We start from the raw sequence: 26,162 nt of genomic DNA, 5'->3' as shown, positions 1-26,162 counted from the left end.
CCAGCGGCTCTGCACGATTACCGGTGTGTAATGAGTACGGATGTGAGGCGACCCTAAATGGCAAATCCGACAAAGGCGAAAGATCCGGCAGAAGCGGCTCTCTCAGCAGTTGAAGAAGCCCTGAAACTTGATTTCGGCGGCCCGGATACCACAGAAACAACCTCCGCGGCAGAGGCTAGCCCTGCCCAGGCGGAACCGGCACGCCGGTCCCAGGGGGAAACGCGAGGCCAGTCCCAGCGCGAAGAGCAGCGTCAGTCAAGACGCCGTGGCCGCGGCGGACGCCCGCCGGCAGCCAACGACGATCGCCGGAACATCGGCAACCTGATCTACTCCTTGCAGCGCCGTCCGTCTTCAGCGCCGTTCTGGGGCGCCCTCGCCCTCAGCGCCCTTTGGGCCGCGCTTGGCAGCAGCCTCTTCATGACAGCGTTCCCCGACAAGGTCGGATCGCTGACCGATCCCCAGACGCTGCTCAGCTCTCCTGAAATGATCCTGGCCGTCGTCGGCATCGTCGTTCCGATCATCTTCTTCTTCGTCATGGCCATGATGATCTGGCGCGCGCAGGAAATGCGCATTGTCGCCCGTGGCATGACCGAAGTGGCCCTGCGTCTTGCCGAGCCGGAAGACATGGCCAAAGAAAGCATCCTCAGCGTTGGCCAGGCTATCCGCCGCGAAGTCGCCGCCATGGGCGACGGCATCGAACGCGCGATCGCGCGCGCCAGCGAGCTGGAAGTCCTTGTCCATAATGAAGTGTCTTCGCTGGAACGCTCCTATAACGACAACGAACTGAAGATCCGCGCCCTGATCGACGAACTGATCAGCCAGCGCGAGTCCATCGTCATGAACGCCGAGCGCGTGCGCGAAACCATCGCCGGTGCCCATGAGAGCTTCGCCTCACAGCTCTCCAGCACCTCCGGTGAACTCGGCAGCACCGTGGACCATGCAACCCAGCGCATGATCGATGCGGTCAACAGCCGTGTTGAAGAACTCACATCCACCGTCGACAGCCGCATCGAGTCTCTCGGTGCAACGCTGAACGCCTCCGGCAATGAACTGGTCGACAGCCTCACGGTCCGCGCGGAAGACTATGTCGCCCGCCTCTCGTCTACCGGCAACGACCTGGTCGACAGCCTGGCGGAAACCGGTTCCACCATGTGGGAAACGCTCACGGCACGTGGCAACGAGGTCAACGAACGCTTCGCGGACACCGCGAACACCTTCGTGGAAACCCTGTCCGCTCGCAGCACGACGATCAACGAGACCCTGGCAACCTCCAGCAACTCGGTGATCAACACCTTGAGCGAAAAGGCGGACGAGTTCCGGCTCACCCTGGAAACGACCGGCAACAACGTTGGCGAAGTGATCACGGCGCGCGGCGAGGAAATCAACGCCAACCTGTCGCTCACCTCCGGCCGTCTCATCGACACCATCACCTCGCGCACCGAGGAACTGGTGGCAACCGTCGACAACCGCGTCACCACACTGGACGAGTCCCTTGCCGAAACCGGCAACCGTGTGGTCGAGAGCATTTCCGAAAAAGGCCAGGCAGTTACCGACACCATCTCAATCCGGGGTGCGGAAATCGTCGAGACCCTGTCCAGCCGGTCTACGGAAGTTGCGGAAATCCTGCGTGGCACCGGCGAGAGCATCGTGGTCGATCTGTCGCTGCGCGGTGGTGAAATCGCCTCCAAGCTCGACGAAACCGCAGGGTCCCTCACCCAGACCATCTCCGTTCGCGGTGGTGAGCTGGCCGAGAAACTCGACAACATCTCCGAGCGTATCTACACCGCCATCTCCATCAACGGCAGCGAACTGGACGAACGTCTGGCTGCCCGCAGCAACGAGATGGCCACCATCCTGGAACAGCAGACCATTGGCTTCCGGGAGACCCTGGAAAGCGTCTCCGGCGAATTCTCCGCGAGCCTCGGCGACCAGACCGGTGCACTTACCCAGAAACTGGCGGAAACCGGAACCCAGCTTGCCGAACTCATCGGCAGCCGCGGCGACCGTGTAGCCGGCGACATCAACCAGATCAGCGGCAAGATCGCCGAAACTCTGGAAGTACGTGGCCAGGCGCTGCAGGACGGCCTGTCGAGCCGCCTCACCGAGCTGGAAACCATCGTCACCGATCGCGGCGGCCAGCTGATCGACGCTTTCGACACCAAGACCCTGCTGTTGTCCGAAGCGCTGGATTCACGCCTGTCCACGCTGGACACGACGTTCGCCACCCGTATCGACTCCATGGACGCCTCTCTGGGCGATCGCATCGCGACAATGGATGCATCGCTCGACCAGCGCTATTCGGCAATCGATGCAACCCTGACCGACCGTATCGCGGCCATGGATGCGACCCTCGAGCAGCGTTACACCGCCATCGACACGACCCTGACCGATCGTATCGCCACCATGGATGCGACCCTCGAACAGCGTTACACCGCCATCGACACGACCTTGACCGACCGTATCGCCACCATGGACAGCTCTCTGGAGCACCGCTTCACCACCATGGATGCGGGCCTTGGCGAGCGGATCGGCACCATGGACGCTTCGCTGGAACAGCGCTACGCCCTGATGGACGCCACCCTCACCGATCGCATCAGCACGCTGGACAATTCGCTTGAGCATCGCCTCTCGTCGATGGACAGCTCGCTCAGCGAGCGGATCTCCACGATGGACTCCTCTCTCGGCAGTCACATCAACACCCTGGACCTGACGCTCGATCAGCGGACCGCGGCCTTCGAGGCAACCCTGGAAGCCCGTACGCAGATCCTGTCCGATGCCATCGAGAATCGCACCACCGGCATCAGCGATGCGCTGGAGGAAAAGACCCGCAACATCACCGATGTACTTGCGGACCGTTCCGACGCCATCACGCTGCAGCTTGGTCAGCGCATCGAAGCGGCCGGCAATACCCTTGCGGAACGCGCCGAGGAAATCGGCCAGTCCCTGTCGCAGCGCGTTGATACAGCAACGTCTGCAATGGCTGACAAGGCCGAGCTGATCTCCGCCTCCATGACCAGCGGGACCGACCGGATCGACGAGACCCTCGATGCACGTGCCCGTCAGATCTCCGAAACCCTGATTTCCCGCACAAAGGAAATCGCCAAGGCCTTTGTCGACGGTCAGGACGAAATGACCTCTGCCCTCGACAACCGTCTGGCGGAAGCCGGCAGCGTGCTGGGCAAGCAGAGCGAGCAGCTGACGGAATCCCTGTCCGAGCGGATCGCCGAGATCAACGTCTCCCTGGGCGCCAAGGTGTTCGAGGTTGCCGAAACCCTCGACAGCCGCGCCACCCAGCTGGAAACGCTGCTGAACGAGCGTCTGGAAAGCATTTCCGGCACCCTCACCGGCGAGAGCGAGCGTGCCCGTGACATTCTCACGGCCGTTATCTCCGAAGCCGGAGCAACGCTCTCCACCGAAAGCACGCGTCTGCGTGATGTGGTTCAGGAAGCGGTCACCGCCGCTGTCCAGACCCTCTCCGACGAACGCAATCGTACGGTCGAAATCGTCGACAGTGCTCTCAGCCAGGCGACGGAGAAGCTCTCCGGTGAAGGCGATCGCATGCGCCAGATCGTCCTGGGCTCCGTCGGCGAAGCTCGCAGCGTCCTGGTTGGCGAAAGCCAGAAGGCAGCCGATGCGGTTACCTCTGCAATGAGCCAGGCTACCGGCGCAATGTCCGGTGAAAGCGGCAAGATCCGCGAGCTGGTGCTCAGCGCGGTTGGCGATGCCGCCCGTGCAATGGCCGCCGAAAGCGAAAAGGCCCGTACACTCTACGCTGGCACCCTGGCCGAGTTCTCCGGGTCTCTGACCGGCGAAAGCGACAAGGTCCGCAACGAACTGTCCGGCCTGATTGCCGAAATCTCCGGCAACCTGTCCGCCGAAAGCGAGCAGGCCCGCATGACACTGGCGAAAACGCTGGAGGAAATCCGCGGCCAGATGTCGAGCGAAGCCGGTATGGTTCGTGCCCGCGTCAACAGCGCCGTTACTGAAGCAGCAGATCTTCTGGTCGGCCGCGGCAACGAGGTCGCCAACGAACTGCTCGACAAGGCAACGGCGCTCAACGAAGCCTTCGGCGCCCGTTCCGGCGAGCTGGCGAAGATCGTCGGCACCGACGGCAACGAACTCATCAGCGCCATCGAACTGCGTGCCAACGACCTTACCGGACGCCTGTCCGAGGTCCACACGGCAATCCTGGAAGCCATCACGGTCAAGGGCCGCGATGTCACCGACACATTCGCTCATACCGGCCTCGACGCGACCCGCTCGCTGGTGGAAGCCGGCGACCGTATCGTCGCCAGCATCAACGAACGCAGCGAACAGGCAACCACCCTGCTCACCGACACCAAGCGTCGGCTGGAAGCGGACGTTACCGAGATCCTCAACAAGATCGAGACGTCCAACAGCAACCTGCAGGGCATCGTCGCGACTGCGGGCGAGAACCTCAACGAGGTTGAAGGCAACTTGGCCCGCCGCGCCGGCGAGTTCCGCTCTGCCGTCGACCGGGCGGTTTCGGAAACCAACTCCACCACGGCCCTCATCACCGAACAGGTTGCAAACCTGCGCGATGTGACGGACACCACGCTGGCGGACATCAAGAACCTCACCGGCCGCTTCGGCGACCAGTCGGAGGAACTGACCAAGGCAGCCCGTCACCTGGAAGACACCAACCGCTCCGTCGAGAGCCGTGTCTCCGAGCGCCGGACCGCAATCGAGGACGTTGCGGACACGCTTCTGGCGAAGACCGAAGCCGTCGACACGCTCATGCGCTCCTTCACCAAGACCCTGTCGGAAACGCTGGAAACGGCAGACGACAAGGCACGCGATGCAGCCAACATGCTGTCCGCGGCGGCTGAAGCAGCGTCCAAGCAAGTGTCCGAGCAGTTCGAATCCATGCGCCTCACGGCAGGCATGGAAGGACAGAAGGCCCGCGAAGCTATCCGCTCCGCACAGGACGACATCATCGCCGAGATGACCCGCACCGTTACCGAAGCGTCCGATCGCTTCAACGATGCGGCCGCCCGGATGCGCGATGTTGCCCGCGACGTTCACCGCGAGCTGGAAGCAACCCGCAGCGAACTGAAACAGGGTGTCCTGAACCTGCCGGAAGAAGCGGAAGAATCTTCCGCAGCGCTGCGCAAGGTGGTCAACGAGCAGATCCGCGCTCTGACGGAACTCTCCGAGATTGTCGCCAAGCAGTCCAACGCGCTCGACATCTCCCGGCCGCAGGCTCAGGCAGCAGTGGCAAGCGCCGCTCCTGCTCCTGCCCCGCAGCAGCAGGCTCCGGTGAACTATGCTCCGGCAGCCCCTGCCCGTCAGCAGAGCGCCCCGGCGAGCGAACCGCGTCCGGCACCGGTCACCACTCGCCGGCAGCAGCCGGCCCCTGCCGAAACCAGCAGTTCCGGTGGCAAGGGTTGGGTCGCCGACCTGCTGCGCCGCGCATCGCGCGACGACGATGCCGGTTCGGACACGGACATGAGCCGCACGCCGCTGCACACGGTTGAAAGCCTCAACTCGCTGTCGGTCGACATTGCCCGCGCCATCGATCACGAAACCTTCGTCGATCTGTGGAACCGCTACCGCAATGGCGAACGCCACGTGTTCACCCGCCGCCTCTACACGCTGCAGGGTCAGCAGACCTTCGACGAAATCCGTCAGAAGTACTCTCGCGATCCGGAGTTCCGCACTGCCGTCGAACGGTATGTGGCAGACTTCGAGCAGCTCCTGGCCCAGGTATCGCGCAACGACCGCGACAACATGCTCGGCCAGACGTACCTGACGTCGGACACCGGCAAGGTCTACACCATGCTGGCCCACGCCAGCGGCCGGCTCGACTAAGAGACGGACAGTCAGACACGAAAAAGGCGGCCACTGGCCGCCTTTTTTGTTTGCAGGGGCAAAAAACGGCCGCCGACTTCATCGCTGTACGCAAGCAACCCGTTCAAGGCCAATTACCTGCATGAGCTCAAAACGGTATCAAAATCCTCCCAAGCGAAGCAGAGCGTCGGGGGACACCCGCATTTCCGCTTGGATGGGACTGCGGGCATTCCAAAGTAACGCCCGCACCGACCCACCAACGCTCTGCAAACGAGTAGGCCCCGGGTCTCACTTCGTTCGCCCGGGGTGACGCCCTGCCTGGATTGATCCAGGGACGCAAAGCGACCGACGCCGCTTGACTTGAAGATGCAAAACGGTTGTACCGTCAAATGCAATTCACTTCAGAGGTGAAGCTTGACCTATTACGTTTACACCTGGCAAGCCGGATGAACGGCACGCTCTACATCGGGGTGACAAACGATCTTGCCCGGCGCGTTGAGGAGCATCGCGGTGGGTCAGGCGGCGATTTCACCCGCAAGCACGGCATCGGCAATTTGGTATTTGCAGAAACGTTCGACGATGTGAGCGAAGCCATCGCCATGGAGAAACGCCTCAAGAAATGGCGCAGATCCTGGAAAGTTCAACTAATCGAGAAGTCCAATCCCGAGTGGCATGATTTAATGGCACCCAAACCCCGGTGTCACCCCGGGCGAGCAGCGCGAGACCCGGGGCCTACTCGTTTGCAGAGCGTATGAGAGTTGGATGAGGCGATGCCTCTTTCAAGTCGGACGCAAGATCCGGCACGCAATGCCGTCTTAGGGCATCGCCCGGCCGCGGGAAGTCGAATGACCACCGCCTCTCAATCGCTCACCCCGTCCAGCTCGTCCGAGAGGTTTTCCCGGATCCGCCGGGTAACCGCGAGAAACCCCTCGATTTCCGCAGGTGAGAGGCCGCTGAGCATTTTCTGTTCGACGGCTTTCAGCTTGGGAGCAAGATCCTCGAAAGCCGCGCGTCCATCCTCTGAAAGCTGCAAAAGAAAACTGCGGCCGTCGGCCTCGTTGCTTTCGCGGGTCAGAAAGCCACGCTCCTCCATACGTTTCACGGCGCGGCTCACGACGACCTTGTCCATGCTGGAGCGGGCAACGATCTCGCTTGCCTGCAGTCCGCCAGAGGCCGAGCCGAGAATGGCCATGGTGCGCCATTCGGCAGGCATCATGCCGTAATCGCGCTGGTAAACCGCTGAAAGAGCCCGTGTGACGTCGGAATAAAAGACACGCACCCGGTAGGGAAAAAAAGTTTCCAGCTCGAAGTCGGGCAATCGCGTCTCCGGCGTTTCACTCGCAATCCCAATGGCTTCTTGGGTCTCGGTCTCCGGATTGGTCAGCTTGGTCATCGGCGCTCAACAGTATTGGTTAGGTCGTCTGCACGATTTTACGATTGACTTGGTTTCATGTGTAACTATTTTGTTGCATATGTAACTATGTTTGGCATCACGTTTCAAGTCCGGGATCATACCGGCAAGAACGGCCTTCATGAAATGAAGGGGAGGAGAAAATCGTGAAACAGTTGAAGTGTCTTTCCATTCTCGCAGGTGTGGCAGCGTCCGCATTGACCGGTTTCATCGCCAGCGCATCCGCCGACGAACTGGTTCTGTCGTCCTGGCTGCCGCCGAAACACCCGCTCGTTACCGACGTGATGGAGCCCTGGGCAGCAGAAGTTGCCAAGGCTACCGATGGCCGCGTAACCGTGCGCATTCTGCCCAAGCCGGTCGGCTCGCCGCCCGAGCATTTCGACCTTGCCGCCGAAGGCATCGTCGACATCACCTACGGCCTGCACTCCTTCACGCGCGACGACCGTTTCCTGCGTTCGCGCATTGGCCAGTTCTCCTTCATCGCAAACACCGCAACAGAAGGCTCCAAGGCCTATTGGGACGTCTATGGCGGTACCCTCGACGCGCAAGGCGAACACAAGGGCACCAAGCTGCTCGGCCTTTGGGTTCACGGCCCCGGCATGTTCCACAACAACCAGCGCAAGATCGAAAAACCTGAAGATTTTGCCGGTCTGAAGATCCGCACTCCGGGCGGTTATGTTGCGGACCTGTCTCAGGAACTTGACATCATCACCCAGTTCATGGGCCCGGGCGAAGTCTACGAGAAGCTGTCCCGCGGTGTCATCGATGGTGTCACCTTCCCCATGGAAGCGTTGCAGGCCTTCAATCTGACCGACTACACCAAATACTCCATGAGCCTGCCGGGCGGCTTCTACAACACCTCCTGGTTCATGGTCATGAATGAAGATGTCTGGGACGGCCTGTCGGAAGAAGACCAGGCGGCCATCGACAAGATTTCCGGTGAAGCCCTTGCCGAAATGGCCGGCGGCGTCTGGGATGGCGCGGATGCCCGTGCGGCTTCCTACATTGCCGACAAGGACATTGAGATCTACGACGCACCGGCCCCGGTTCTGGAGGCGGTCAAGGAACTTGCAGCCAAGCATGAAGCTACCTGGGCCGCTGCCGTTGCCGAAACCGGCTTTGACGGCACCGCCGCTCTGGCCGAGTTCCGCGACAAGACCGGCATCAAGCACTAAGCATGTCTGCCGAATCCAACGGCCAGGCCCCTCGCCGGATCGATACGATCCGGCGAGGGGCCGGTTTCCTGCTCGGGCTGGCCTGTTTATGTGTGCTGGCCGCCCTGATCGGGCTAACCTGTGTCGACGTCGTCGCACGCTATGCCTTCAACAGCCCCGTGAACGGTGCCTATGAGCTGACGGAGCAGCTGCTGGCCACGCTGATCTTCCTGGCCCTGCCACTGACGACCGCTGCCGGCGAACATATCGAGGTGGAGCTGCTCGACGGGCTCAAGAGCGCCCTTATCAAACGGCTCGGCACCTTGGTTGCCGCTGTTTGCACGGTCGGTGTCCTGGCCCTGATCGCGTTCAAGCTGTTCGAGCATGCCGAAAAGATGGACCGTCGCGGACAGGTGACGGATTCCCTTCAGATCCCGCTTTCGCTGATCGGTTGGCTGGGAGCTGCCTCCTTCGCGCTCTCCGCCGTCGCCGCCATAGTCTTCGCGGCCAGGCGGTTCCGCGAAAAAGCTTGATACCAGTGAGTATTGAATATGCTTGAAGCTCTGATCGGTTTCGTTGCGCTCTTCGCGCTCGTGCTTCTGCGCGTGCCCATTGCAATTGCAATGATCATCGTCGGCACTGCCGGGTTCGCGGCCCTGCGCAACTGGAATGCCGCGCTGAACCTGCTCGGAAATGCGGCCTTCGAAACCGGCCTTTCGTTCACCCTTTCGGTGATCCCGTTGTTCATTCTGATGGGCAACCTCCTGACCATTTCCGGTGTCAGCCAGTCCCTGTTCTCGACCGCTCACCACATGCTTCACCGCATGCGTGGTGGCCTTGCCATGGCGGCCATTGTCGCCTGTGGCGGCTTTTCGGCAGTTTGCGGCTCGTCTCTGGCAACGGCCGCCACAATGTCCAAGGTGGCCATGCCTTCCATGCGCAAGGCAGGCTATGCCGACAGTCTGGCAACCGGCTCCATCGCTGCCGGTGGCACGCTTGGCATCCTGATCCCGCCTTCTGTCATCCTGATCATCTACGGCCTGCTGACCGAGGCCGACATCGGCAAGTTGTTCATTGCCGGCATCATCCCAGGCCTGCTGGGCGTATTGTTCTATCTCGGCGCCATTTACGTCACGGTTCTGCTGAAACCCGAGTTTGCGCCAACCGCGTCCGAAGACATGAAGCTCGAAAAGCGTGACGTCTGGGGTGTCCTGGCAGTTGTCGGACTATTTGCCGTGATCATGATCGGCATCTACGGCGGCTTCTTCACGCCGACAGAAGCAGCCGGCATCGGTGCTGCCGCCGCCTTCGTAATCGCGCTCGTGTCCGGTGGTCTGACGTTTGAAAAGCTCTACACCGCCGCGCTCAACTGTGCGCGTACCACGGCGATGATCTTCGCGATCATCATCGGCGCGGAAGTCTTTTCCAACTTCATCAGCTATGCCGGTGTGCCTGACGCATTGTTGACCTTCGTTCAGTCGCTCGACGTCAACGCCTATGTCGTCATTCTGGTTCTGGTACTGATCTACGTGGTGCTGGGGGCAGTGCTGGAAAGCCTGTCGATGATCCTGCTGACGGTCCCGGTCTTCTTCCCACTGGTCAGCTCGCTCGATTTCGGCGGCGGTTTGCTGGCAGATCCGGAAATGGTGCTGATCTGGTTCGGCATCATCGTGGTGGTAGTCACCGAAATCAGCCTGATCTCGCCGCCGATCGGCCTCAACGTCTTCGTGCTTCGCTCTGTGCTGACAGACGTGCCGTTGAGGACGATGTTTGCCGGCATCCTGCCGTTCTGGCTGGCCGATATCCTGCGACTGGCGCTGTTGATTGCTGTTCCGCTGCTGTCACTGGCGCTCATCTGAGGCTTTACCGGCCGGTGCATGGCTAGGAAAACCGAACTCCAAAGAATTGCCGGACGGTGGCCACACCGCCCGGCATACCATTCATCAGGCCGCCAGCGCCTCTGCGTCGCTGCCGGCAGGAAGGTGGGCGGGACATGACGGATCGGTTACCGCCTGCCAGATGGCTTTGACCACATCCTCCGACCGGGTCGGTTCCTTGTCGGCATCTGCCATGAAGGCTCCCATCACTTCGTCGACAAAGGGCTTGTAGGCCACAGGTGCTTCCAATGCATCTGCCATCAACGCTCGTGCATTCGTGCCAAAGCTGGTCGAAGGTGCGCGGCCCGGCAAAACCAGCTGGACGCGGATGCCAAGCGGCGCAAGCTCCAGAGCCAGGCAATCGGTATAGGCATTCACGGCCGCCTTGCTGGCGGTATAGACCGGCAGAAGCGGCAAGGACTTCAGCGTGACACTGGACGACACGTTGACGATAACGCCCTCGCCCTTCTCCCGCATCTGCGGCAGCACCGCGCGGATCATCTCGAAAGTCCCGAAGGTGTTGGTGTCGAATATCCTGCGCACCACGTCTTCCGACGTTGCCTCGAAGGGCGACAACCAGCCAACACCAGCATTGTTGACCAGCACGTCAATCGGACCGGCGGCAGCCACGGCCTCGGCAATGCTGGTGTGATCTGTCACGTCCAGCGGCAGTATGCGCAAATTTTCGGAGGCCGGCAGCAAGGTGGCGTCGGGTTTGCGCATGGTCGCAACCACCCGCCAGCCCTCGTTCAGAAAATGCCGCGCCGTTTCCAGCCCGAAGCCGGAGGAACATCCAGTAATCATGATGGTCTTCATGACAAAGTCTCCTGTTGTTGGATGCTCCCCATATCGACACGACGGACAAAACTTTCTATCATGACAAGTCTCATTCTTTTTATCGAAAGTCCGAAATGGCAGATCCCCTGTCCGAAGTGATCACACTTCTGCGGCCCAGAGCCCCCTTCTCGAAAATCGGGGAAGCCTCCGGCCCCTTCCGGGTGCGACGGGACGATGTCAACGAAGCGTTCTATTGCCTGGTGCTGATGGGGCGGCTCAACCTGGAAGTGGACGGAAGAGCACCGGTGATATTGTCAGCGGGTGATTTTGCGCTGCTGCCCGCTGTTGGCGGACTGACTGTCACCAGTCTCGATCCTCCACCACCTCCAGGCTATTTCAGCCAGCCTGTTTACGGGGAAGATGGTGTTGTGCGCGTCGGCATGCTGGACCCGCGTGAAACCCCGCCCCAGGTTCAGCAGCTGGTTGGCCATTGCAGCTTCGGCAGTCCGGATGCCGAGCTGCTGGTCTCTCTTCTGCCGGAGATGGTGGTTGTGCGCGGCGAAGATCGTCTGGCGTCGCTGGCAGCCCTGGTACGCGACGAGGCACGGGCCGATCGCCCTGCAAGGGATGTGGTGCTGGAAAACCTTCTGCAGGTCCTCCTGATCGAGGCTTTCCGTTCAAGCGTCCAATCCACCGCTTCTACCGGGCTTCTCAGCGGCCTTGCGGATGCTCGGGTGGCCCCTGCCCTGCGTGCCATGCACGGCGCGCCGCAACAGGCCTGGTCGATCCGGGCGCTGGCCGGCGAGGCTGGCCTCTCCCGCTCCGCGTTCTTTACCCGTTTCAACCGCATTGTCGGCCTGCCGCCAATGAGTTACCTGCTCAACTGGCGCATGACGCTAGCCAAGCACATGCTGCGCTCAGGTCTCCACAGCATCGGCGAGATTTCCAGCCGGACCGGCTATGGCTCCACCAGCGCCTTCAGCACAGCCTTTACCCGGCACGTTGGCTGCCCGCCCGTCAGATACGGCAAGGCAAGTGCAACGACCTGAACCGTCTATTGTTCCGAGAACCCCTCCCAGGATGGCTTCACCCGGCGCGTAATCGGCAGAAACTGACCGGCTTCGTAGTAAAGGTTCGGCGATATGTATCGGGCGCTGACCCAACCTGTCTGCCCTTCGAACTGTCCCTGGTACCAGATGCCGACCTTGTCTCCGCGGATCATGCAACCGGTCAAGGAGAGCGTGGCGCCGGCAGGCAACATACCCAGTACCTGCCCCCCCACATCAGGGCTGGAGCGGAAATTCACATTGCTTTTCACCCGGCCGGACGGGCCACCGTTTTCGCCAGCCCAGCTGTTTTTGGAAACAAGCCTGTTGTCCGAGCACCCAAGGACGTTCCCCATCAGTCCCAGCGTTACAGGGGCTGAAAAGACTTTCCTGGAAGCACACCAGCCCTGCAAGCCACCGTTGACCTCCTCGTTTCCGGGGCCCTGTTGCAGACAAAGAGGTTTGCCGCGCCAGAGTGCAACGGATAGAGCCCCTTCTGGCGTCATCGACAGCTGGCAGGAAAACGTATCGGTATAGAGGGTTGCCGTTCTGCCTTTCAAAGCTTTCAAGTCCGAAAGCGAGAACTCCGAGTTCATGAACTGAAACAGGTCGGCGACCTCGTAGTAGGCCTTGAAGGATCGCCCTGCCACGTTGACGGTGTTGCAGATTTCGTTGGCATCGTATTCGACACCATCTCCCACATGGACAAGGTTTGCTTCAGCTTCGTTGGAAACGGGAGAAAAGCCGAGGTTCCAGGTGTTAATTCCGCCGCGCAGATAGAAGAAGCTGTCTGCCGTCGAATGCTTCAGGGCTTCCATCATCAGCTCAGGCGGATTGATGTTGAAGCCAATCAGCTTGCTGTATTGTTCGGTCACCTGGTAGCCAAAGGCCAGGATCTTGTCGATACGCTCGACCTGTGCGCCCTGATTTCCGGCCAGATATGCCATGTGAAAGCCAAGCTCCGCACCTTTTTCAACGTAGCGGGCATCGCTGGCAAAAGGGTGCACCATGTCCACGGACAGGGAGAATGCCAGAGCACAGGCAGACACACAGCTGGTATTCTTCAGCACGAAGACGCCACCAATGTCCGGATCCTGACTTTCAAGATTGTACCGGATGCTGTCAGCGATCTTGAACCCTTCGAGGAAATCGCCACCAGGACTGTTGAAAACGAGGTAGCGTATCGACGGGCCACTTATGCTGTCCAGAAAGGCAGACAACTTGCCGGCATCGCCCTTTACGATCGGGCCTGAAAGCTCGATCACATGCGTTGCCATTTCCGGTTCCGCAGGATAAAGCGCAAACTGATCGATCTGCCCAACCTCCCCGTCTTCCAAGTTCGGAAGCTGTGCCAGAACGCTGTGCGGTCCTTCAGGGGGATAGATAAGCTTGAGGCTTCTCAGGTGCGGCTCGAGATCCGGCCGCAGCCTGAAGTCGGCTGCATTTGCAAAGGGCATGGAAAACGCCCCCAGCAGAATAATGAAAAGCACGGCACCAGCCTTGCACCAGAGATCACCCGCAACTCTCGTCATGTCTCGTCTCACGTTGAACATTGGCCACCTGACTAGCAGGCAGCCGCCTTGTTCACTGCCCCCAGATAGGGAAGACGGCAACGATTATTTTTTCAGGACGCTGGATTTCAGACTGCATCAAGCAGACAAGCGCACACCGGAGAACAAGGATCATTTTCCGCCGCATGAGAGCCGGAGGCAACATGCGGATAAGGTTTCCCAATTGCGGCTGTTTAGGGTACCCGCCTCAGACGTTCTGCAGCGTCCAGGCAGCCATTTCTGCAAACACCCGGTCCGCTGAAGCGTTCATGGCCTCGACCGCCTTGTCGACGGTCGTGCTACCGGAAGACGTTTCCGCCCGGAAGACCTTGTTGGCAACTGTGCGACCGTTGCGGTCGTTGACGATGCGGGCCGAAATTTCGACGACACCTCGATTGGCACCCGCCACCTGCAGTTCGAAGGCACGTATTTCCGTCTGGAGCTGATAATCGATCAGCAGGCCGTCGCCCGGCAGGCCAACCCCGCGCAGGCGGTTGGTGTTTTGCAGGGTTTCGACCAGTTTCAGCTGCACCACGTTGGGCAGCGTGTCGGCCCAGGCAGAATCCGGGAAGTAGCTGTAGACCGGCCCCTTGTCGACAACCGCGATGTAACTGGTGTCGAGTGCTTTCAGCGCCCGGGGTGCGGAAACGAGAACCTGAACGCGGCTGGACCGGCCCTGAAGGCCACCGACGTCGGCCGCACCGATGCTGTAGTAGGCCGACGGCGCGGAACTGGCGCATCCGGACACAAGCACGCCGAGCCCGAGAGCGGTCAAGACGCCCCGGCGGGTCATGTCAGTGGTTGCCTTCGTCATACGCCCCTGCCTCTGCACATTCAGTCTCACCGGCGCCGCCCGCCGGAATATGTCGGCACATCTTCACCGCCGAAGATCACCCGGTTCGGACTGCGTTCAAAGCTTTCCGCCGCCCGCTGGATCGAGATCAGTGTCCGGTTAACCTGCGCCAGCGCCGCAGCGAAATCCGCAGAGCCCTGGGTCGCAAACTTGGAAAGCCCGCCGGCAATCGAATCTGCCCGGCTTTCAAACGCAACCGCAACCTTGCGGATTGCCTGCGCGGCCAACGTCGCTTCCTTGATCAAGCCTTCACCATCGCCGTCCACCATGGTGGAAACCTTCTCGACCAGGCTTTCGACACGCACCGAGGTGGAATTCAGCGTCGCTGTCATCTGCTTGGCATCGGTGATGATCTGATCGACGTCAGGTGTCCGCTTCGAAAGATCGTCCGTCATCTGCTGAACGTTGTCCGCAGCCTTGCGGGCACTTTCCAGGATGGCCGGAATGCCGTCTTCCGGATTTGCAAGACCTGCTGTCGCCGTTTCGACGGAACCGACGATATTCGCAACCTTTTCCGGATCCACGGCCTTCATCAGGTCATTCGCGGTCTGAAGCGTCGTCGCAAAACGTTCGGCCGCCGCCTGAACATCCGTTATCAGCGCCGCGATCCGGTCATCTTGGCCACGAACCGTCGCTGAAACCGCCTCGAAGTTCTGAACGGTGGACTTGGTGGAAGCGATGATCTCGTTGATCTGCGTCTGCTGATTGTTGAAGTTGTCGATGATACTGGAAACATTGTCGACGGCCTTGCTGACCTTCTCCGGATCGACACTCGCCACAAGCTCGTCGACCTTACCCAGCGATGCATTGAGGCTGTCGGTGAAGGTGCTGACATTGGCAACCACTTCCTCGACCTTCAGCGGATCAATGGCAGCGGCAATTTCCACGCCGCGCGTCATGATGGCATCCACCTTGACCACGACATCACGCCCGCCTTGCACGATATCCTTGATCGCGCCTTCCTGGTTCCGGATGTTTTCCACCACTGCATTGACGTTCTGCATGGTTTCGCTGGTGGAACTGATCAGCTTGTCGATGTCCCCGGTGCGCTTCTGCAGCACCTCGCCAAGGGCTGCGGCCCCTTGCACCACCTTCTGCACATCTTCAGGATCAACCGCGCCAACAATCTTGTGAACGCGATCCAGCCCTTCATTCAGGTTCACCGTGAAGGTCTGCAGTTCCTTGGCCGCGCTCTGGGCATCAGCCATCAGGAGATCGATGTCGCTGCTGGCCTTGCCGAGACTTGCGGAAAACTTGGAAAGGTCATCGACAATGGCAGTTACCTTGTCGGAAGGCACGGCAGCCAGCAGGCGTTCACCTTCCTGCACCAGCGTCTCAAGCCGGCCGGACAGGCTGGAAAACGCATCGGAAGCCTTGCCGATGCTGGCCATGAAATCCTTCACGCCATCGGAATTGGCGGCCAGCGCGGCGGAAAAGGTCTCGGCGTTGTTGACGATCTCGGTGATTGCGGGGCCGTTGTCCTTCAGCAGGTCATCGACTGTCTTCATGGTCGAATCCGCACGCTTGAGAACATCGCGGGCACCATCCACGATGTCATCGAAGAAGGACCGTTCGGCGTAGATGACCGGAACTTTGTCTTCGTCCTGGTCGTCGGCCATGCTCAGCAGAAGCGGCGATTCAGATGATCCGCCACTGAGGTCGACATAGGCGACGCCTGTCAGGCCGGTAAAATTCAGCGTTGCCTTGGTATCTTCGCGCAAGGGCGTCGAGGGCTTGATGCCAACGGTGGCCACAACCTTGGTCGGATCCCCCGGTGCAAAGTCCAGCGATTTCACATCGCCGACCTTGATGCCGTTGAAAAGCACCTGCCCCCCGACCGGAAGCCCCGTCACTGGGCCCGGATAGACGATTTTCAGTTCAACGTTCTGCCTGGATTCCGCGGTGACGGCGAGCCAATACACAAAGCCGAACGCACCGATCAGGATTGCGACCATGAAGGCGCCGATCAGAATATAGTTCGCGCGGGTTTCCATTCAGTCCAACCTATACTCGGCGCAGGGCCCGTTCACCCCTGAAGTAAGATTTAATCCAGGGATCATCATTTTTCATCATATCGTCCATCGTGCCGATGGCCAGAACCCGCTTTTTCCCAAGAACAGCAATCCGATCACAGATAGAATGCAAACTATCAAGATCATGGGTGACCATATAAACGGTCAGTCCGAGGGTCGAACTGAGATTTGCAATAAGCGAATCAAAGGCCGCCGCCCCGATCGGATCGAGTCCGGACGTCGGTTCGTCCAGAAACACCAAATCCGGGTCGAGTGCAAGGGCGCGAGCCAGGCTGGCCCTTTTGATCATTCCCCCTGAAAGTTCCGACGGCAGCTTGTCGGCGGCATCTTGCGGCAGCCCGACCAGTTCCAGTTTCAAGGTCGCCAGTTCGTCCATCAATTGCGGTGAAAGTTTCAGGTGCTCCCGCATCGGCACCTGAATGTTCTGCTTGACCGAAAGCGAGGAAAACAGCGCGCCCTGCTGAAAAAGCACCCCCCAGCGGCGTTCGATTGCGGTGCGTTCCTTCGGGCTCGCGGTCGACAGGTCGTGTCCGAAAACCGAAATCTGCCCGGTTCGCTTGGGTGTCAGGCCCAGGATGGTGCGCATAAGCACGGACTTGCCGGTTCCCGATCCACCGACGAAACCAAGCACTTCGCCCCGGCGCACATCCAGGTCGAGATCCTGCAGAATGATCTTGGAACCGAATCCAACGGTGATGTCGCGCACGGACAGGACATTGTCCGACTTCTCGCCCGTCGCGGCGGTCTCTTTTGCAGGCGTCACGCTTTGGCTTGGCGTCATCGGTCGGTCAAACTCCAATCGCGGCAAAGAATATGGCGAAGAAACCATCCACCACGATGACTAGAAAAATCGCTTTCACCACCGACATGGTGGTGTGACGGCCAAGAGATTCGGAAGAGCCTTCGACTTTCAGCCCTTCCACACAGGCGATCAGGCCGACGATCAGTGCCATGAAAGGCGCCTTCACCAGACCCACGACCAGCGTATTGATCGTGATTGCCGCCTGCAACTGGGTCAAGAAGGCGGCCGGTGGTATATCCAGATAGGCCCATGTCACGATGCCGGACCCCAGCAGCGCCGCGAGATCCGAAATGAACGTCAGGATCGGCAGCGCAATCATTAGCGCCAGAATCCTAGGCAAAACAAGGACTTCAGTCACACTGAGGCCGATGACATGCAGTGCGTCGACTTCCTCCTGCATCCGCATCGCCCCAAGTTCCGCCGTGAAGGCGGATCCCGAGCGCCCTGCCACCATGATGGCGGTCAGGATCACGCCGATTTCCCTGAGGACCAGGATGCCCGCAAGGTCGACCACGAAGATGTCGGCACCGAATTGCCTGAGGTAGAAGCCGCCCTGCTGCGAGATGATGGCACCGATGAGAAAACTCATCAGCGCGACGATCGGCACGGCTCCAATGCAGCTCCGGTCGAACTGAACCGCGATCGATATGCTGCGCAGGCGTTTGGGCTGCAGCAGAACTGTCGACAGAACCAGGCCGAGCGAGCCGAGAATATGCAGCATCGCCAGGGCGTCGTGATAGACGTCCACCATCTGGCGGCCCGTGGCTTCCAGGAAGCCGGCAATGGAAAATCCGTTCCTGTCAGGCTTGTATCTCGGAGGATGGTGGCTCTCGATTTCCTCGAACAGGGTCTGGCGGACGGGAGAGACACCGGTCAGGCCAACCTTGCGTCCCTCGAATTCCAGTCGGCCGCGCGTGCGGTGGATCAGCCAGGCGCCGCTCGTATCCAGATGCTCGATCTGGGACACATCGATGCAGGTCAGGCTTTTTTTGTCGATCGTGAGGCTGTTCAGCTCTTTTTCTGCGTCGGCGATGGTGCTGACAGTCCAGTCGCCGGAAAGGGCAAGGTATTGATGATCCGGCCCGTCTGCTTCCAGAACCATCTCCGGTGCGATGTTTTTTTCCAAGAATGCCATTCCGGCTGGCTGCCCTCTTGCCGCTGGTTCACCATCCCTCGTATACCTGATGGAGAAGTTCAATACCAACCGTCATTCACCATGAAGTTGGTAAACCCTCCAGCAGCCACTTGAAAGCTTAATCCATGGAAATTGCACGTCCTTACCTGTTGTTTCTCGGTGATGTTCCCGATGCCCTCGCCGCCAAGACCGCGATCGGCATCGTCGATTGGCGCAAGGACTGGTGCCTGGGCCAGGTCCGCATGCCCGGATGCGCCGCCGACACAGGCCTTGCCGACATGTCGATTGCAGAGGGGGCGGAAGCTGGCGCCAAGACGTTCATCATCGGAGCTGTGAATGCCGGTGGTCGCCTGCCGGAGCACTGGGTCGAATCTGTCGTCGAAGCACTCGATGCCGGCATGGACGTCGCTTCCGGCCTCCATGTGCGCCTTGCCAGCGTGCCGGCAATCAAGGAAGCCGCAGAACGGAACGGTCGCCAGCTCCATGACGTGCGCCACAGCAGCATGGCTTTTGCCACCGGCAAGGGCACCAAACGCGCCGGCAAACGAATCCTGGCCGTGGGTACCGATTGTTCCGTGGGCAAGAAATACACCGCCCTTGCCATGGACAAGGCAATGAACGACCGGGGCTATTCCAGCACCTTCTGCGCCACCGGCCAGACCGGCGTGTTCATTTCCGGCCGCGGTGTCGCACTCGACGCGGTAATTGCCGACTTCATTTCCGGAGCTGCCGAGTGGATCTCTCCGGAGACCGATCCCGATAACTGGCAGATCATCGAAGGCCAGGGCTCCCTGTTCCATCCGTCCTTCGCCGGCGTCACCCTTGGTCTGCTGCATGGCTCCCAACCGGACGGTTTCATCGTCTGCCATGAACCGACACGCACGAAGATGCGCGGCGTCGAGGCGGCACTTCCGACGATCCAGCAGGTCATCGACATGACCATTGCCTGCGGCAAACTCACCAATCCGGACATCCGCTGCGTGGGTATTGCGGTGAACACCACCGCACTCGATGACGATGAGGCCCTCGCTTACCTGGCAAAGGTCGGCGAAAAGCACGGCCTGCCGGCAACCGATCCGGTCCGCTACGGCATGGAAGCCATCGTTGACAAGGTCTCGGCGGAATTCGGTGCGCCATGAGCCTTGAGGTCAGCATCGAAGCGCAACGCTTCGAAATCGCGGGAGGTTTCAGGATCTCCCGCGAGACCCGAACCCATGCCCAGGTCGTGGTCGTCACCCTGAGTGACGGCAAGGCAACCGGCCATGGCGAAAGTGTGCCCTATCCGCGTTATGGCGAATCGCTCGAAACCGTTCAGACGCAGATCGAGGAAATCGCGCCCCTTTTGAAAAACGGCCTCAGCCGGGAACAGCTTCTGGAGGCGATGCCCGCCGGAGCAGCCCGCAATGCCGTCGACTGCGCACTTTGGGACCTGGAAGCAAAACGATCCGGAACACCGGCAACGGACATTGCCGGTGTCGGTCCGCTGAAGCCGGTCACGACAGCCTTCACCATCAGCGTCGACACGCCGGAAAAGATGGCTGAAAAGACCCGCGCTGCAGCTCACCGCCCGCTATTGAAGATCAAGCTTGCCGGGCCCGGTGATGACGAACGGATTGCCGCCGTACGCCTTGCTGCGCCTGAAAGCACCCTGATCGTCGATGCCAACGAAGCCTGGGACGAAAGCTGCTTTGAGATCAACATGGCCGCCTGCGAAGCTGCGGGCGTTGCCCTGATCGAACAACCGTTGCCGTCAAAGAACGACGGCTTGTTGGCTGGGCTCGAGCGGCGTGTGGTGATCTGCGCGGACGAAAGCCTTCATCCAGGCAAGAGCATCGATGGGCTGCGCGCAAAATATGACGCGGTCAACATCAAGCTCGACAAGGCAGGTGGTCTGACGGCTGCGCTGAAGCTCTGCGATGAAGCGCGCGCCCAGGATCTCAAGGTCATGGTCGGATGCATGCTCGGCACGTCTCTCGCTATGGCGCCTGCGGTCCTGATCGCCCAGAAGGCGGATTTTGTCGACCTCGACGGACCTCTGCTCCTGGCCGAAGACCGCTCACCGGGACTGAAATTCGAAGGCAGCACGCTCTATCCGCCTCAGCCGGAGTTGTGGGGGTAAGCGCTTCGACCTCGGAGAACAGAAAAGCGCCGGTTCCTTGTCATTGGGCCGGCGTTTTTTGTGGGTATGCATATCTGGACTATCGAAGGCGCTGAAATCCCTCTTCAGCGGGAGAATACGGACATTCCCCAACCTCACTCCGCCGCCATGCGATTTCGCAGCATTGGCGTCATCGCCAGTGTCAACAGCGTGCCGATTGCCGCAACCACGGACATCACGAAAAAGGGCCAGTCCGGATTGATCTCGTAAATGGCGCCGGAAATGCTGAGGCCGATCGCCATCTGGATGCCTACGGAAGTCGCAAGCAGACCCTGCCCCGTTCCCGCCCAACGGCTCGGCACGACTCGTGCAAGGATCGCGACGGCCCCCAGATGGGCCGCGCCGAAAGAAAGGCCGTGCAAAGTCTGCAAGGCAGCCATGGCGGGGAGCGTGTCGGCGAAGGGGAACAGCAGCCAACGCAAGGTTGCCGCTACCCCGGCGGCCAGCAGAAAGATCGGCGGATCAAACCGTTGTGCCAGTTTTCCGGCAACCGTGAACAGGGCGATTTCAGCCGCAACACCCGTCGCCCACAAGAGACCGATCGCAAAGTCAGGCACATCCATCGCCTGCCAGTAGAGCGTCCCGAAGCCGTAAAAGGCTGAATGGCTCGCCTGGTACAATCCCAGCACCATCAACAACGGCCAGAACCAGACGCTTTTGAACGGCGTGTCCTTGTGGTTGTCCGAAGTCCCGTCAGCCGCTTCGGAAGGCGTTTCACCACGTTTTTGCCGGGGAAGCGACATGGCAACAGCACCCGTTGCCAGGGACGCAAGGCCGACGGCAACCACGATGAGCCAGGACGTACCTTCCGCAGCCAGCGAACCTCCGAAGATGCTGGCAACCACGAAACCGGCTGAGCCCCATAGCCGCATGCGGGCGTAATCCGCTCCCGTATTGCGCTGGACATCCAGCGCATAGGCATCGCTGAGCGGCACCACCGGCGCATTCATGACCATGTAGCCGATCACGGCGATGGACAGGAACACAAGCCCCAGGGGCAGGAAATAAAGCCCGATGAAGGTCGCAGCCGCCAGCGAATAGATCAGGATCGACAGACGGCGCTGGCCGGTGCGGTCGGAGAGATTCGACAGAAGCGGACTTGCCGCGATCCGGGCAATCGTGCCTATCCCCAGAACAAATCCGATTTCAGCCGCTGTCAGCCCGCGAAACCCGAGCACGACCGGAATAAACGGCAGAAACAGGCCAACGCCGAAGAAATGGCTGGCGAACAGGGCCGAGACACGGCTGCTGATACTGGAACGGTCGAGCGACATGGGATACCGGGCGAAGTAGCGCCCTAAAAGGATGTTAACGTTTTCCGCCTTACCTTGGGGGCGAAGTTGTCCGTGTTACGGCAATAAACGACCCTTAGGCAAGTTGAGATTCGCGTCCACATGAAAGCGGAAGCAGCACAGGAACAGCCGGAGCTGATCGGCGAAGCCGAATACCAGACTCTCGAACAGACCCTGATGGAGTCCGATCGCGGGCGCAGGTTTCTGAAAGAGTTTCTCAATCGCAACAAGACCCCGGAAACCACCGAAATCCTGACCGCGATTGGCCGGCTAGAGAAAATGATGACCCGGCAGCGCAAGGTGCCGGATCTCGACAAGATCCGTCTCGACATTGCCGACATGCACGAGGCTATCGAGCGTACCAAGGCCGAGATTGCCAACATCAAGGCGGAAGGCGAGGAAAGCAACCGCTTTGTCGACGCCTCTCACGAACTCGATGCCATCGTCACCCAGACCGAAGGCGCGACCCAATCCATTCTGGAAGCTGCAGAGCAGATTCAGGAGAAGGCCTGGGTCCTGCGCGAGAATGGTGCGGACGATGCCGTGTGCGACGACATCGATGCCAAGGCGACCGAAATCTTCATGGCCTGTTCCTTCCAGGATCTGACCGGCCAGCGGACCAACAAGGTTGTTCAGGTACTGCGCTATCTTGAAAGCCGCATCAACCTGATGATCAACATCTGGGGCATCCAGGAGCTGGAAGCCGAAGCAACGGCTGGCCCGGTCGACACTCGTCCGGATGCACATCTCCTGAACGGCCCGCAGCTTGCGGGCGGCGTTTCCCAGAACAACGTCGATGAGCTGATGTCCGTCAGCGACGACGTGTTTGACGCCGCACTAAAGGAAACCGGCGCAGAAGCAGCCCCGGCAGAAGCTCCGAAGCATGCCAGCGAAGCTGATGTTGATGCCATCATGGCAAGCGAAGCCGACGTCGATGCCATCATGGCCGGCGGTGACGAGCCGATGGACGCAGCCGCTATCGACGACATGTTCGCCTCCGCTCCTGCTGCCGACGACGAGGAAGAAGACGACGAATTCGCCGGTGCCGACCCGGACGCCACTCTGGATGAAGCTGCCATCGAACGCCTGTTCGACAGCGAAGTGGGTGGTGGCACTCATGAAGCGGCAGACGAAGCCGAGGCCGACGCCGAATGGGAGCTGACCGAGGAAGTCAGTGAAGAAGATGGCGAAGATCCGCTGAAGCAGCTGTCCGAAGCCGAGCGCCAGGCACTCTTCAACTAAGTCTGCATCCGGCAGGATTTTCGAAAAAGGCGCCCGTTGCGGCGCCTTTTTTTGTTGCCTCTCCTATCGACTCTTGCAGATGGAACGCTACGGATTTCCGGGTTCGCAGAGCCGGGGCGCGCGAGCGGAAGACCCTTTGCCTCCGAGGTCCCGGCGCAAGGCCGGGACAGCAAGGTGGCGGTCGGCTGGCACATGTGCCAGTTGGTGGTCAGCGGCCGAAATTAATCTTGGCGAAGAACTGTTCCGCCTGCTGGCCAAGCTGGCCGGCCTGGTCTTTCAGCGCCGTCGACATGTCCTGAATGGTGCCGACAGCCCCCTCGACATTTTCGACCGACCCGCGCACAGCGGTAATCTCGTCGGTAAAGGCTTGGGTGCCCTGTGCAGCGATCTGGACGTTGGCCGAGATTTCTGCCGTTGCCGACGCCTGTTGCTCCACCGCGGAGGCAATGCCGGTCGCGATTTCGGACAGGGCACCGATTATCGAGGTGATGCCTTCGATATCCTGCACAGACTGTCTGGTCGCCTGCTGAATGCTGGCGACCTGTTCGGTGATTTCTTCCGTCGCCTTGGTCGTCTGGCTGGCGAGTTCCTTCACTTCGGCGGCGACAACCGCAAACCCGCGGCCCATTTCCCCGGCACGCGCCGCTTCGATGGTGGCGTTCAGTGCCAGCAGGTTGGTTTGTTCGGCAATTTCAGAGATCAGCCCGATCACCGATCCGACCTGATCCGCGAAGCCGGCAAGTTTCGTCACGGAAGCGTTTGTGCTGCGTGCACCTTCCACGGCCTTCAACGCCATCTCGCGGGACTGGCCTGCCTGGCGACCGATCTCGGTGATGGAAGCGGACATTTCCTCCGTTGCCGTCGCGCTTGACTGGACACCGCTTGCGGTTTCGGCAGACGTATTGTCCATCTTGACCATCCGCTCTCCGATGGAGCCCGTCTCGCGGCGCAGACTGCCCGAAGACACTTCAAGTTGTTCGGATGCCGCGCCAAGCGTGCCGACCGTACCGCCCAGAACGCCCTGGAATTCCTGGATGGCGGCCTTCAGTTCGGTCTCGCGTCCGACAGCGTCTGCCACCATTTTCTCGTGATAGGTGGAGATCGCGACATCCATGTCCAGCATGACCAGCTTCGTCATCACCTGCATGGCCCGAATGCGCTTGCCCGTCGACATGAAGCGCTTCTTCAGGACCGTCTCCGTCAGTTGCGTGAGGGCGAAGGAATAGCCACCGATGTACCAGCTGGGATCGAGGCCGATCCGCACATGTGTGAGGCCGATCTGCACAGCGCGCTCGTGGTAGGCTTCATCCGGGCCCGTTGCAAAGAGCCCTTCCCAGTGGCTCATCTGTGCCTTCACCAGGCGCGACTGCTGGTTGCCGACCAGTGCCGCCAGATGCGGCACGGTTTTAACGTGTGCGTAGAACCCGTCCAGAACGCTCGGCAAGGCTTCCTTGATTGCCGGCCACATGGACTGGGCCACAGCCCGATCCTCGTCCGTGAAACGGAAAAACTTCAGCCGATCTTTCAAGGTGTTTGTCTGCATGAATGCCTCTTGGATCAGCCGATGGAGGTCCGGTTTGACGGGCCCGTGAGCTGATCGCTCTTCAGTTGCCGGATCTCCGAGCCTCACAGTGAAGAGGCAGGAGATCCTGATTCAATAAAGCACGTGTCACCTGTTCCCTCGCGAACCCAAGTGGGCTGTTGAAAGGCACAAAAAGGCGTTCCGCGCCATGCTCGATGCATCGGTACGCTGGCAATGTTCAGGTGATGAAAGGAGAAGACGCGGCGCCGTTGCCTGGCAATCCACGCTGGAATTCAATTTTCAGCAGTCCTGTTCGCGCCGTCCCGACGAAAAGGCAAACAGGACTGCCTGGTCCGGTCTCCTCCACCCGACTTCGGCAAGTCATGCTTGTGGAACCGCTCTAGCGGGTAGCCCCCTAAAGGCGCGTTAACGGGAAAGCGCAGTCTTTAGCATTTGTGGATCGATGTTTCCGCCCGTCAAAACGATACCGACGGTCTTGCCCTTGAAAGGCAGCTTTCCGGCCAACAGTGCTGCAAGTGCAACTGCTCCGCCGGGCTCAACGACGAGCTTCAGTTCGGTGAACGCAAAGGCGACGGCAGCCAGAGCCTCCTCATCCGTGACAGTCACGCCTTCGCCCGCTACGCGGCTTAGAATTGAAAAGCCGATATCACCCGGCGAATCAGACAGGAGCGCATCGCAGACAGAGCCGGTCTTTACGGCATTGGAGAGCCGCTCACCGGCGTCAAGCGAGCGCTTGTAGTCGTCGAACAGCTCCGGTTCAGCAGTATGGAAGACCGTACCGGGCGACTTGGCTTCCAGCGCCAGGGCAATGCCGCTGGACAATCCGCCACCGCCGGTGCAGGCGAGCACATCGTCCAGATGCAGGCCCAGCGCAGCTGCCTGGGCTGCCATCTCCAGTCCGACTGTACCCTGCCCTGCGATAACACCGACATCGTTGTAGGGGTGGACAAACGTCGCTCCTGACTTGGAACACAGGTCTTCTGCAATCGCGTCACGGTCTTCGGTCTCACGATCGTAAGTGATGACGGTCGCCCCGTAGCCGCGTGTGCGCTCCAGCTTGATCCTTGGAGCGTCGGACGGCATGACGATGGTTGCGGGCATGCCGAGCAGCTGCGCGCTTGCAGCAACGCCCTGCGCGTGGTTTCCGGACGAACAGGCCACAACGCCTCTGGGTCGGTCCGCCGGCGGGATGAGGCTGAGGCGGTTGAAGGCACCGCGAAACTTGAACGAGCCGCTACGTTGCAGGTTTTCCGGTTTCACGACGACGGTTGCCCCGGTTACCTCATCCAGCAACGGATGCCTCAGGAGCGGTGTCACCAGCGCCTCGCTTCGGATCCTCTCCGCTGCGGCTTCAACATCCTCTATGGAAACGGTTTTATCAGCCAACTTCGAACCTGCTTCAGACACAGGCAGCGATTGCATATTCGTCATCGGAACTCGCTCTAAACGTCAAACAACTGCTCGGAGGCCTGCCGCAG

At 60.3% G+C, this 26,162-nt stretch carries 19 protein-coding genes; 9 read left to right on the top strand and 10 right to left on the bottom strand.

The window, feature by feature from the left end; all coding sequences use genetic code 11:
* Positions 1-57: 57 nt before the first annotated feature.
* Together FIU93_RS15550 and FIU93_RS15545 are read left to right on the top strand one after the other, a co-directional pair.
* On the top strand, positions 58-5,832 hold the full coding sequence (locus FIU93_RS15550) for an antitoxin (protein ID WP_152506094.1): 5,775 nt from the start codon (positions 58-60) through the stop codon (positions 5,830-5,832).
* A 425-nt stretch (positions 5,833-6,257) separates the two neighbouring features.
* On the top strand, positions 6,258-6,566 hold the full coding sequence (locus FIU93_RS15545; RefSeq protein ID WP_152506093.1) for a GIY-YIG nuclease family protein: 309 nt from the start codon (positions 6,258-6,260) through the stop codon (positions 6,564-6,566).
* 104 nt (positions 6,567-6,670) lie between these two features.
* Here FIU93_RS15545 and FIU93_RS15540 read toward each other — a convergent pair whose 3' ends face one another.
* Positions 6,671-7,204 (bottom strand): MarR family transcriptional regulator, encoded by a 534-nt coding sequence (locus FIU93_RS15540; RefSeq protein WP_152506092.1) that lies wholly within the window; start codon positions 7,202-7,204, stop codon positions 6,671-6,673.
* A 164-nt stretch (positions 7,205-7,368) separates the two neighbouring features.
* Here FIU93_RS15540 and FIU93_RS15535 point away from each other — a divergent pair, with 164 nt between their 5' ends.
* Genes FIU93_RS15535 through FIU93_RS15525 form a run of 3 tightly spaced genes read left to right on the top strand, consistent with a single transcriptional unit; the run spans position 7,369 to position 10,235 of the window.
* A complete protein-coding gene (locus FIU93_RS15535) occupies positions 7,369-8,397 on the top strand; it encodes a TRAP transporter substrate-binding protein (RefSeq protein WP_286202361.1) in 1,029 nt (342 codons plus the stop codon).
* 2 nt (positions 8,398-8,399) lie between these two features.
* Positions 8,400-8,909 carry a TRAP transporter small permease gene (locus tag FIU93_RS15530; RefSeq protein WP_152506090.1) on the top strand — a complete coding sequence of 170 codons (510 nt, stop codon included), beginning with the start codon at positions 8,400-8,402 and terminating at the stop codon, positions 8,907-8,909.
* 18 nt (positions 8,910-8,927) lie between these two features.
* Positions 8,928-10,235: a TRAP transporter large permease gene (locus FIU93_RS15525; RefSeq protein ID WP_152506089.1), complete on the top strand. Its 1,308-nt coding sequence runs from the start codon at positions 8,928-8,930 to the stop codon at positions 10,233-10,235.
* A gap of 84 nt (positions 10,236-10,319) precedes the next feature.
* On the opposite strand, the gene FIU93_RS15520 is transcribed toward FIU93_RS15525, so the two are convergent.
* Positions 10,320-11,069 carry an SDR family oxidoreductase gene (locus tag FIU93_RS15520; RefSeq protein WP_152506088.1) on the bottom strand — a complete coding sequence of 250 codons (750 nt, stop codon included), beginning with the start codon at positions 11,067-11,069 and terminating at the stop codon, positions 10,320-10,322.
* A gap of 95 nt (positions 11,070-11,164) precedes the next feature.
* Between FIU93_RS15520 and FIU93_RS15515 the strand changes: the two genes are divergently transcribed.
* Positions 11,165-12,079, top strand: coding sequence for an AraC family transcriptional regulator (locus FIU93_RS15515; protein WP_152506087.1), 915 nt, complete (start codon positions 11,165-11,167; stop codon positions 12,077-12,079).
* A gap of 5 nt (positions 12,080-12,084) precedes the next feature.
* Here FIU93_RS15515 and FIU93_RS15510 read toward each other — a convergent pair whose 3' ends face one another.
* From FIU93_RS15510 to FIU93_RS15490, 5 genes are all read right to left on the bottom strand, one after another.
* Complete coding sequence (locus FIU93_RS15510; RefSeq protein WP_173017339.1) at positions 12,085-13,608, bottom strand: SH3 domain-containing protein; 1,524 nt, start codon at positions 13,606-13,608, stop codon at positions 12,085-12,087.
* A 226-nt stretch (positions 13,609-13,834) separates the two neighbouring features.
* On the bottom strand, positions 13,835-14,440 hold the full coding sequence (locus FIU93_RS15505; RefSeq protein ID WP_023014540.1) for an ABC-type transport auxiliary lipoprotein family protein: 606 nt from the start codon (positions 14,438-14,440) through the stop codon (positions 13,835-13,837).
* A 26-nt stretch (positions 14,441-14,466) separates the two neighbouring features.
* A complete protein-coding gene (locus tag FIU93_RS15500; RefSeq protein WP_023000658.1) occupies positions 14,467-16,473 on the bottom strand; it encodes an MlaD family protein in 2,007 nt (668 codons plus the stop codon).
* Between the two features lie 10 nt (positions 16,474-16,483).
* Positions 16,484-17,293, bottom strand: coding sequence for an ABC transporter ATP-binding protein (locus tag FIU93_RS15495; protein WP_023000657.1), 810 nt, complete (start codon positions 17,291-17,293; stop codon positions 16,484-16,486).
* 7 nt (positions 17,294-17,300) lie between these two features.
* Positions 17,301-18,449 (bottom strand): ABC transporter permease, encoded by a 1,149-nt coding sequence (locus tag FIU93_RS15490; protein WP_023000656.1) that lies wholly within the window; start codon positions 18,447-18,449, stop codon positions 17,301-17,303.
* Positions 18,450-18,574: 125 nt separating this feature from the next.
* Between FIU93_RS15490 and dgcN the strand changes: the two genes are divergently transcribed.
* Together dgcN and dgcA are read left to right on the top strand one after the other, a co-directional pair.
* Positions 18,575-19,588: an N-acetyltransferase DgcN gene (gene dgcN, locus FIU93_RS15485; protein ID WP_062488239.1), complete on the top strand. Its 1,014-nt coding sequence runs from the start codon at positions 18,575-18,577 to the stop codon at positions 19,586-19,588.
* Entirely contained in the window at positions 19,585-20,568 is a 984-nt protein-coding gene (gene dgcA / locus FIU93_RS15480) for an N-acetyl-D-Glu racemase DgcA (RefSeq protein WP_055655302.1), read from the top strand. The genes dgcN and dgcA overlap by 4 nt, the downstream gene beginning before the upstream one ends.
* A gap of 134 nt (positions 20,569-20,702) precedes the next feature.
* Here dgcA and FIU93_RS15475 read toward each other — a convergent pair whose 3' ends face one another.
* On the bottom strand, positions 20,703-21,881 hold the full coding sequence (locus FIU93_RS15475) for an MFS transporter (protein WP_152506085.1): 1,179 nt from the start codon (positions 21,879-21,881) through the stop codon (positions 20,703-20,705).
* A gap of 120 nt (positions 21,882-22,001) precedes the next feature.
* Between FIU93_RS15475 and FIU93_RS15470 the strand changes: the two genes are divergently transcribed.
* On the top strand, positions 22,002-23,141 hold the full coding sequence (locus FIU93_RS15470) for a protein phosphatase CheZ (protein ID WP_023000652.1): 1,140 nt from the start codon (positions 22,002-22,004) through the stop codon (positions 23,139-23,141).
* A gap of 208 nt (positions 23,142-23,349) precedes the next feature.
* On the opposite strand, the gene FIU93_RS15465 is transcribed toward FIU93_RS15470, so the two are convergent.
* Positions 23,350-24,684 (bottom strand): globin-coupled sensor protein, encoded by a 1,335-nt coding sequence (locus tag FIU93_RS15465; protein ID WP_168684430.1) that lies wholly within the window; start codon positions 24,682-24,684, stop codon positions 23,350-23,352.
* Between the two features lie 405 nt (positions 24,685-25,089).
* On the bottom strand, positions 25,090-26,115 hold the full coding sequence (locus tag FIU93_RS15460) for a threonine/serine dehydratase (protein WP_152506084.1): 1,026 nt from the start codon (positions 26,113-26,115) through the stop codon (positions 25,090-25,092).
* Positions 26,116-26,162 lie beyond the last annotated feature (47 nt).

Source organism: Labrenzia sp. THAF35, assembly GCF_009363595.1.
Taxonomy (GTDB): domain Bacteria; phylum Pseudomonadota; class Alphaproteobacteria; order Rhizobiales; family Stappiaceae; genus Roseibium; species Roseibium algicola.
The sequence above is the reverse complement of the archived record's forward strand: the minus strand, read 5'-3'. Positions and strand labels throughout refer to the sequence as shown.

What these genes read in the sequence shown, in the direction of transcription:
- FIU93_RS15545 (WP_152506093.1), top strand. Translation starts at nt 6,258, where the DNA reads ATGAACGGCACGCTCTACATCGGGGTGACAAACGATCTTGCCCGGCGC.
- FIU93_RS15525 (WP_152506089.1), top strand. Translation starts at nt 8,928, where the DNA reads ATGCTTGAAGCTCTGATCGGTTTCGTTGCGCTCTTCGCGCTCGTGCTT.
- FIU93_RS15515 (WP_152506087.1), top strand. Translation starts at nt 11,165, where the DNA reads ATGGCAGATCCCCTGTCCGAAGTGATCACACTTCTGCGGCCCAGAGCC.
- dgcN (WP_062488239.1), top strand. Translation starts at nt 18,575, where the DNA reads ATGGAAATTGCACGTCCTTACCTGTTGTTTCTCGGTGATGTTCCCGAT.
- FIU93_RS15550 (WP_152506094.1), top strand. Translation starts at nt 58, where the DNA reads ATGGCAAATCCGACAAAGGCGAAAGATCCGGCAGAAGCGGCTCTCTCA.
- FIU93_RS15490 (WP_023000656.1), bottom strand. Translation starts at nt 18,449, where the DNA reads ATGGCATTCTTGGAAAAAAACATCGCACCGGAGATGGTTCTGGAAGCA.
- FIU93_RS15460 (WP_152506084.1), bottom strand. Translation starts at nt 26,115, where the DNA reads ATGACGAATATGCAATCGCTGCCTGTGTCTGAAGCAGGTTCGAAGTTG.
- FIU93_RS15520 (WP_152506088.1), bottom strand. Translation starts at nt 11,069, where the DNA reads ATGAAGACCATCATGATTACTGGATGTTCCTCCGGCTTCGGGCTGGAA.
- FIU93_RS15500 (WP_023000658.1), bottom strand. Translation starts at nt 16,473, where the DNA reads ATGGAAACCCGCGCGAACTATATTCTGATCGGCGCCTTCATGGTCGCA.
- FIU93_RS15465 (WP_168684430.1), bottom strand. Translation starts at nt 24,684, where the DNA reads ATGCAGACAAACACCTTGAAAGATCGGCTGAAGTTTTTCCGTTTCACG.
- FIU93_RS15470 (WP_023000652.1), top strand. Translation starts at nt 22,002, where the DNA reads ATGAAAGCGGAAGCAGCACAGGAACAGCCGGAGCTGATCGGCGAAGCC.
- FIU93_RS15530 (WP_152506090.1), top strand. Translation starts at nt 8,400, where the DNA reads ATGTCTGCCGAATCCAACGGCCAGGCCCCTCGCCGGATCGATACGATC.
- FIU93_RS15495 (WP_023000657.1), bottom strand. Translation starts at nt 17,293, where the DNA reads ATGACGCCAAGCCAAAGCGTGACGCCTGCAAAAGAGACCGCCGCGACG.
- FIU93_RS15475 (WP_152506085.1), bottom strand. Translation starts at nt 21,881, where the DNA reads ATGTCGCTCGACCGTTCCAGTATCAGCAGCCGTGTCTCGGCCCTGTTC.
- dgcA (WP_055655302.1), top strand. Translation starts at nt 19,585, where the DNA reads ATGAGCCTTGAGGTCAGCATCGAAGCGCAACGCTTCGAAATCGCGGGA.
- FIU93_RS15510 (WP_173017339.1), bottom strand. Translation starts at nt 13,608, where the DNA reads ATGACGAGAGTTGCGGGTGATCTCTGGTGCAAGGCTGGTGCCGTGCTT.
- FIU93_RS15540 (WP_152506092.1), bottom strand. Translation starts at nt 7,204, where the DNA reads ATGACCAAGCTGACCAATCCGGAGACCGAGACCCAAGAAGCCATTGGG.
- FIU93_RS15505 (WP_023014540.1), bottom strand. Translation starts at nt 14,440, where the DNA reads ATGACGAAGGCAACCACTGACATGACCCGCCGGGGCGTCTTGACCGCT.